The sequence below is a fragment of the Brevundimonas sp. genome, assembly GCF_023259385.1.
In the GTDB taxonomy this organism is placed as follows: Bacteria; Pseudomonadota; Alphaproteobacteria; order Caulobacterales; family Caulobacteraceae; genus Brevundimonas.
In genome coordinates this window covers 1-5,385 of record NZ_JAHFPF010000237.1, presented here as the reverse complement: position 1 = coordinate 5,385, position 5,385 = coordinate 1, and the positions used below count along the sequence as shown (strand labels likewise).

Annotated in this window: 6 protein-coding genes; 5 read left to right on the top strand and 1 reads right to left on the bottom strand. The window is 68.4% G+C overall.

Annotated elements, in window-relative coordinates; translation table 11 throughout:
• Nucleotides 1–398: 398 nt before the first annotated feature.
• Complete coding sequence (locus Q0C81_RS15400; protein WP_008262257.1) at nt 399–830, bottom strand: hypothetical protein; 432 nt, start codon at nt 828–830, stop codon at nt 399–401.
• Nucleotides 831–1,085: 255 nt separating this feature from the next.
• Here Q0C81_RS15400 and lspA point away from each other — a divergent pair, with 255 nt between their 5' ends.
• The 5 genes from lspA to lpdA form a co-directional block, all read left to right on the top strand.
• Nucleotides 1,086–1,610 (top strand): signal peptidase II, encoded by a 525-nt coding sequence (lspA, locus tag Q0C81_RS15395; protein ID WP_008258720.1) that lies wholly within the window; start codon nt 1,086–1,088, stop codon nt 1,608–1,610.
• Between the two features lie 178 nt (nt 1,611–1,788).
• Nucleotides 1,789–2,148: an MAPEG family protein gene (locus Q0C81_RS15390; protein WP_083793338.1), complete on the top strand. Its 360-nt coding sequence runs from the start codon at nt 1,789–1,791 to the stop codon at nt 2,146–2,148.
• Between the two features lie 78 nt (nt 2,149–2,226).
• A complete protein-coding gene (locus Q0C81_RS15385; RefSeq protein ID WP_008263014.1) occupies nt 2,227–2,631 on the top strand; it encodes a helix-turn-helix domain-containing protein in 405 nt (134 codons plus the stop codon).
• A gap of 111 nt (nt 2,632–2,742) precedes the next feature.
• The gene (locus tag Q0C81_RS15380) at nt 2,743–4,002 is read left to right on the top strand and encodes a cytochrome P450 (protein WP_008261169.1); all 1,260 of its coding nucleotides are present in this window, start codon (nt 2,743–2,745) and stop codon (nt 4,000–4,002) included.
• Nucleotides 4,003–4,065: 63 nt separating this feature from the next.
• A partial coding sequence (gene lpdA, locus Q0C81_RS15375) for a dihydrolipoyl dehydrogenase (RefSeq protein WP_291839865.1) occupies nt 4,066–5,385 on the top strand: 1,320 nt, incomplete at its 3' end.

The window sequence follows — 5,385 nt, the reverse complement described above, 5'->3', positions numbered from 1 at the left end:
CGCAGGTCGCGGCGTCAGCGATCGGGGCGACGAAAAACACGGCGGAGACCAGGGTCACCGCCAGTATCAGTCTTGCCCATGTCGCAATTGGCCACGCCATCGCGTGGTGGATACTTTCATTCGGGCGATCAAGCAATCTGTTACAGTGTTCGGGGGCTGCGACTGTTTCGAGTGACCACCAATCCGCGGTGAGGGAGAGGGAAAGTCGACATGCAAGGCCGAGAGTGGCGCGTCGTCGGCCATCTCGACCTATTCAGCAACGTCGAGCGATCTTTAAGCGAGCGCACGCTGATCGCGTCCGATTCTTTCGCTGCGTCTGCAGGTGGATCGAGATTGCAGAATGCGCAATCTTCACCTGAGTAGCGCTCCCGCTATCAGGTCGGGCCATCGTGAACCGGTCAGCCAGACCGCTCCGCCGGTCGCCGCGACGCCAGGCTCTGGGTAAGGTCGTTGCGCGCGCATAGCCAGAGCGAGCGGACGTTGGCGTCGCCTGCGCAGTGGCTTACCAGCAGTAAGCCGGCCAGGGCGTTGGCGAAGAAGCCCAGAGGGCCCAGTCCGGTGATGCCACGGGACGGCGCCCCGGAGGTGGCTCGCGAGATCGCGTAGCTGAGGAATAACAGCACCAACGCAACGAGGCTGGCGCCTTGGCCATTGGCCGCCCCGGACTGCACGGCGACCGAACGTCCGATCACGGCCAGGCTGATGCCGTAGGTGGCGCGTCGGCCAGGAAGTTGAGCACATTGGCGCCCAGGGGGCGCCGAGCCTTGCAGGGACACGCCGCTGGCTATGGCCATAAAGGCGGCGCAGTTGACGGCGATCACCGCGATCATGATGCGCCGGTAGGCGGGGTGGCGCTGTCGAACCTGGAGGCCACGCCGCAACTGCAGCCGGGCGAGGAAGTGCACAGGACGAGAGGGGGTTCAGTCATCGGATTACCCTTTCGCGAGAAGCATGCATCTCCCAATGGCTAGACGATCATGCCGAGAATGCATGGCTTCCATGAAAGAAACGCCTGTCAGATAAAACCAGCTTGATCCTCTAGTAACTAGAGGGCCCAAAATCAGTTGAAATCCATTGGAGGCTTCATGATCACCATGCACCCGACGCGACGCGTTCCCGGCCGCCTGCAGACGATCGCCTTCGCGCTCGCGGCGCTGATCGCCGTCGTGGATCAGGCCGCCAAGGCCGCGGCGCGCGCTCAGCTGGACGCTCCGATCAACCTCACGCCGTTTCTCGCGCTGCGTCTCGGGTTCAACCCCGGCGTCACCTTCGGCCTGTTCGCCGGCTCAGGCGCCGTCGGCCGCTGGGCGCTGAGCGCCGTGGCCTCCCTGATCATCGGCGCCCTGCTGGCGTGGATCTGGCGCACGCGCAGCGCCGTGACGGCGGCCGCCGCAGGCCTCATCGCCGGTGGAGCGATCGGGAACCTCGTCGACCGGCTACGCTTTGGCGCGGTCACCGATTTTATCGATCTTCATTGGGGGGCGGCGCACTGGCCGACCTTCAACCTCGCCGATGCGGCCATTGTCTGCGGCGTCGCGCTGCTCCTCCTCACCGTCCGGGGCTCGGACAGCCGCGCGGCGTCCTCGACCCTGGGACGGGCGGCGCGATGAGGCTTCCCGCCGAACAGAGGGCGATCGCCGTCCGCTCGGCGCCGGCGATTCTCATCACCGCCTCAGCGGCGGCCTCCGCCTGGCTGCGGCTTTCCCCGCCCCTTCTCGGCGCGGCGCGCGACATGGCGACGGCCGATAGGCTGGCCTATGCCCTGCAGGCGAATCTCCCGGTCTTCCTGTGGCTCGCGGGGTGTTTGAGGGTGGTGGCCAGCATCCGGTTCCGGTCCGACGCCGACCGGCCGGGTCCGCCGATGCGGCGCCCGGCGCCAGGCTCGCCCTACCCGCCGCCGTGCTACAGAACTCGCTTGAACAGACCGTTCTGGCGGTGAGCGCCCACCTGGTGCTCGCCACCGTGCTGCGCGGCGAGGAGATGATCCTGCTGCCGGTGTTGGTCCCTCTTTATCTGGTTGGTCGGGGTTTCTTCGCCCTGGGTTACGCGCAGGGCGCGGCGGCCCCGGCCTTCGGCATGGCGCTCACCGGCGCCTCCACGATTGCCGCCTTCGGCATCGCCGTCGTCCTGATGGGGCTGGGCCGATGATCCCTCCCCGCCCCAGATGCCTTTCACCCGCCGTTACGAGCTGACGCGATGCCCCTCCCCTCTCCCGCCTCGTCCGGGTTGCGTCCCATCGGCAAGCTCGCCGCCGCCACCGGCGTCAAGGTTCCGACCATCCGCTTCTATGAAGAAATCGGCTTGCTTCCGCCGCCGCCGCGCACCGCCAGCGACCGGCGCATGTATGACGACGCGGCGGAGCGCCGCCTGTCATTCATCCGGCATGCCCGCCAGCTGGGCTTCGATCTGGATTCGATCCGCTCCTTGCTTGATCTGTCGGATCACCCCGATCGGCCCTGCGCCGAGGCCAGCACCCTGGCCGAACGTCATCTCGCCGATGTGAAACAGAAGATCGCCCGGCTCCGCGCCCTCCAGCGCGAACTCTCACGGATGACGACGGAATGCGCCGGGGGCCGGGTCTCCGCCTGCAAGGTGATCGAGGCGTTGCACGATCCATCCGCGCCGCTTTGACCCTGTGGAAGATCGGAAGGCGCAAAGACCCCGGAGCCATTGGCCTACCGTGACGTTTTGAGGCGATTGGCGGCTCCCGTCGCGGACCGCCCGTCCTTCTGGAGGATTTCGATGACGCATCGGCCGACCTCGCGACACGGCGACCAGACCCTGGCCCTGCTGACAGACCCTTATCGGCGCCTTTCCCACCTGTTCGAGCAGGCCGGCGCCGACGTCGTCGAGACCCGCCTGGCGCTGAAGGAGACGACCTGTCTGAGAGGCCGCGAGGCGGCGCGGATCTTCTATGACGAGACCCGCATCGTGCGGGCGGGCGCCATGCCGGCGCCGGTCCGCCGCACGCTGCTCGGCGAGGGCGGCGTCCAGGGGCTGGACGGCGAGGCCCACCGCGCCCGCAAGGGCGTGTTCATGTCCCTGATGTCGCCAGCCCGTGTCGCGCGACTGGGCGAACTGTTCGAAGCGGAGTGGCGGCGCGCGGCCGTCGAATGGGCCGGCGAGGACGACATCGTGCTGTATGACGCCTTGCAGCCGGTGCTAACGCGGGCCGTCTGCGCCTGGGCCGGCGTGCCGCTCGAGCCGCACGAAGAGGCGAAACGGGTCCGTCACCTGAGGGCGCTGTTCGACGCGGCGGGATCGCGGGGCCCCCGGCATCTGTGGTCGAGGCACGCGCGTCGCCGCGTCGACGCCTGGCTGGGCTCGATCATTGAAGACATTCGCGCCGGCCGTCTGTCGCCGGATCCGGACACGGCCGCCCACGCCTGGGCCTGGACCCGCGCCGCGGACGGCGAACCGTTGCCGATCCACACGGCGGCGGTCGAACTGGCCAATGTATTGCGGCCGACTGTCGCGACCTCGGTCTACATCGTGTTTGTGGCGCACGCGATGCAGGCTCACCCGGATGCGGCCCGTCTGGCCGACGCCGACGCCGGACGTCGCCGCGCCTTCGTCCAGGAAGTCCGACGCTTCTATCCGTTCTTCCCGGCAGTGATCGGGCGTGTGCGCGCGCCGTTTCGCTGGCGCGACCTGGTCTTCCCGGAGGGCCGTCAGGTGGTCCTCGACCTCTATGGCTCCAATCACGATCCCGCACACTGGACTGATCCCGAGGCGTTCCGGCCGGAGCGGTTCAGCGACGGCTCCGGAGATCCGTTCGGTCTCATCCCCCAGGGCGGTGGGGATGCGGCGACCGGTCACCGTTGCCCTGGCGAAGGGATCGTCGTGGAGCTGATGGAGCGCGCCGTCGGCCTGCTCGCCGACCTGAACTACCGGCTGCCGGATCAGGATCTGGAGATCGACTTCCGCCGCCTGCCGGCCCTCCCCGGAAGCGGGTTCCGAATGGAGACGCGCGACGCGGCCCTCAATGAGGGGGGCGCCTGATGCCGCTTCCTCGGGCTGGCCGGGGCCCTTCTCTCCCATCCACTCGCAGCAAAGGCTGACGCCATGAGCCGTTCGACGACCTCCTACGACCTGGTGATCATCGGCGGCGGGCCGGGCGGATACCCGTGTGCGATCCGGGCGAGCCAGCTCGGCCTGTCGGTGGCGGTCATCGACGACCGCGAACTGCTCGGGGGGACCTGCCTGAACATCGGGTGCATTCCGTCCAAGGCGCTGCTCCAGGCCACCGAGCGGCTGGAGATGGCGCGCAATCTCGAAGCGTTCGGCGTCATGGTAGACAATGTGCGGGCCGATCTTGACGGTGTCATGCGGCACAAGGGCAAGGTGGTGACCGAGCTTGGCGAAGGGGTCGCCTACCTCCTGCGCAAGCACAAGGTCGCCCGCTTCCAGGGCCGCGGGCGGCTGCTGGCGCGCGACCGGGTGGAGGTGCGCGCCGCGGACGGCGCTTTCGAGGTGCAGGCCAGCAAGGCGGTGGTCATCGCCAGCGGATCGGAAGCGGCGACCTTGCCCGACCTGCCCATCGACGAGCGGCGAATCGTCACCTCCGCCGGCGCCCTGAGCCTGACGGCGGCGCCGCGCCATCTGGCGGTGATCGGCGGCGGCTACGTCGGACTGGAGCTGGGGTCGGTCTGGCGTCGGCTCGGCAGCGAGGTCACGGTCATCGAGGTGCTCGACCGGATCGCCTCCGGCGTCGACTCGGAGATGTCGGCGGCGCTGCACAAGGTGCTCGAGGCCCAGGGCTTCCAGTTCTGCCTTGGGCATAAGGTGGTCGGATCGCGGATGGAGGGCGACGACGTCGTCCTCGACGTCGAGCCCATGGGCGATGGCGCGCGAGGAACCATCAAGGCCGATGTCGTGCTGGTCTCCATCGGCCGACGGCCCGCAACCGCCAGGCTCGATCTGGAAACGGTCGGCATTGCGCCCGACCGCAGGGGCTTTATTCCGGTGGACGAAGGGTTCCGGACCAGCGCCGACGGGGTCTACGCCATCGGCGACGTCATCGGCGGCGCCATGCTGGCCCACAAGGCGGAGGAGGAAGGGATCGCCCTGGCCGAACGCCTGGCGGGGGGCGCGGGCCATGTGGACTACGGAACGATTCCGGCGGTCGTCTATACCTGGCCGGAACTGGCTTCGGTCGGCCGCACCGAGGACGACCTCAAGGCGGCCGGCGTGGCCTACCGCGTGGGGCGCTTCCCCTTCTCCGCCAACGCCATGGCCAAGGCGCGTCTGGAGAAGAACGGTCTGGTCAAGGTTCTGGCCGACGCCGCGACGGACAAGATCCTCGGCGTGCACATCCTGGGCCCTGAGGCCGGCGGGTTGATCCATGAAGCGGTCGCCGCCATGCAGTTCGGCGCGGCGGCCGAG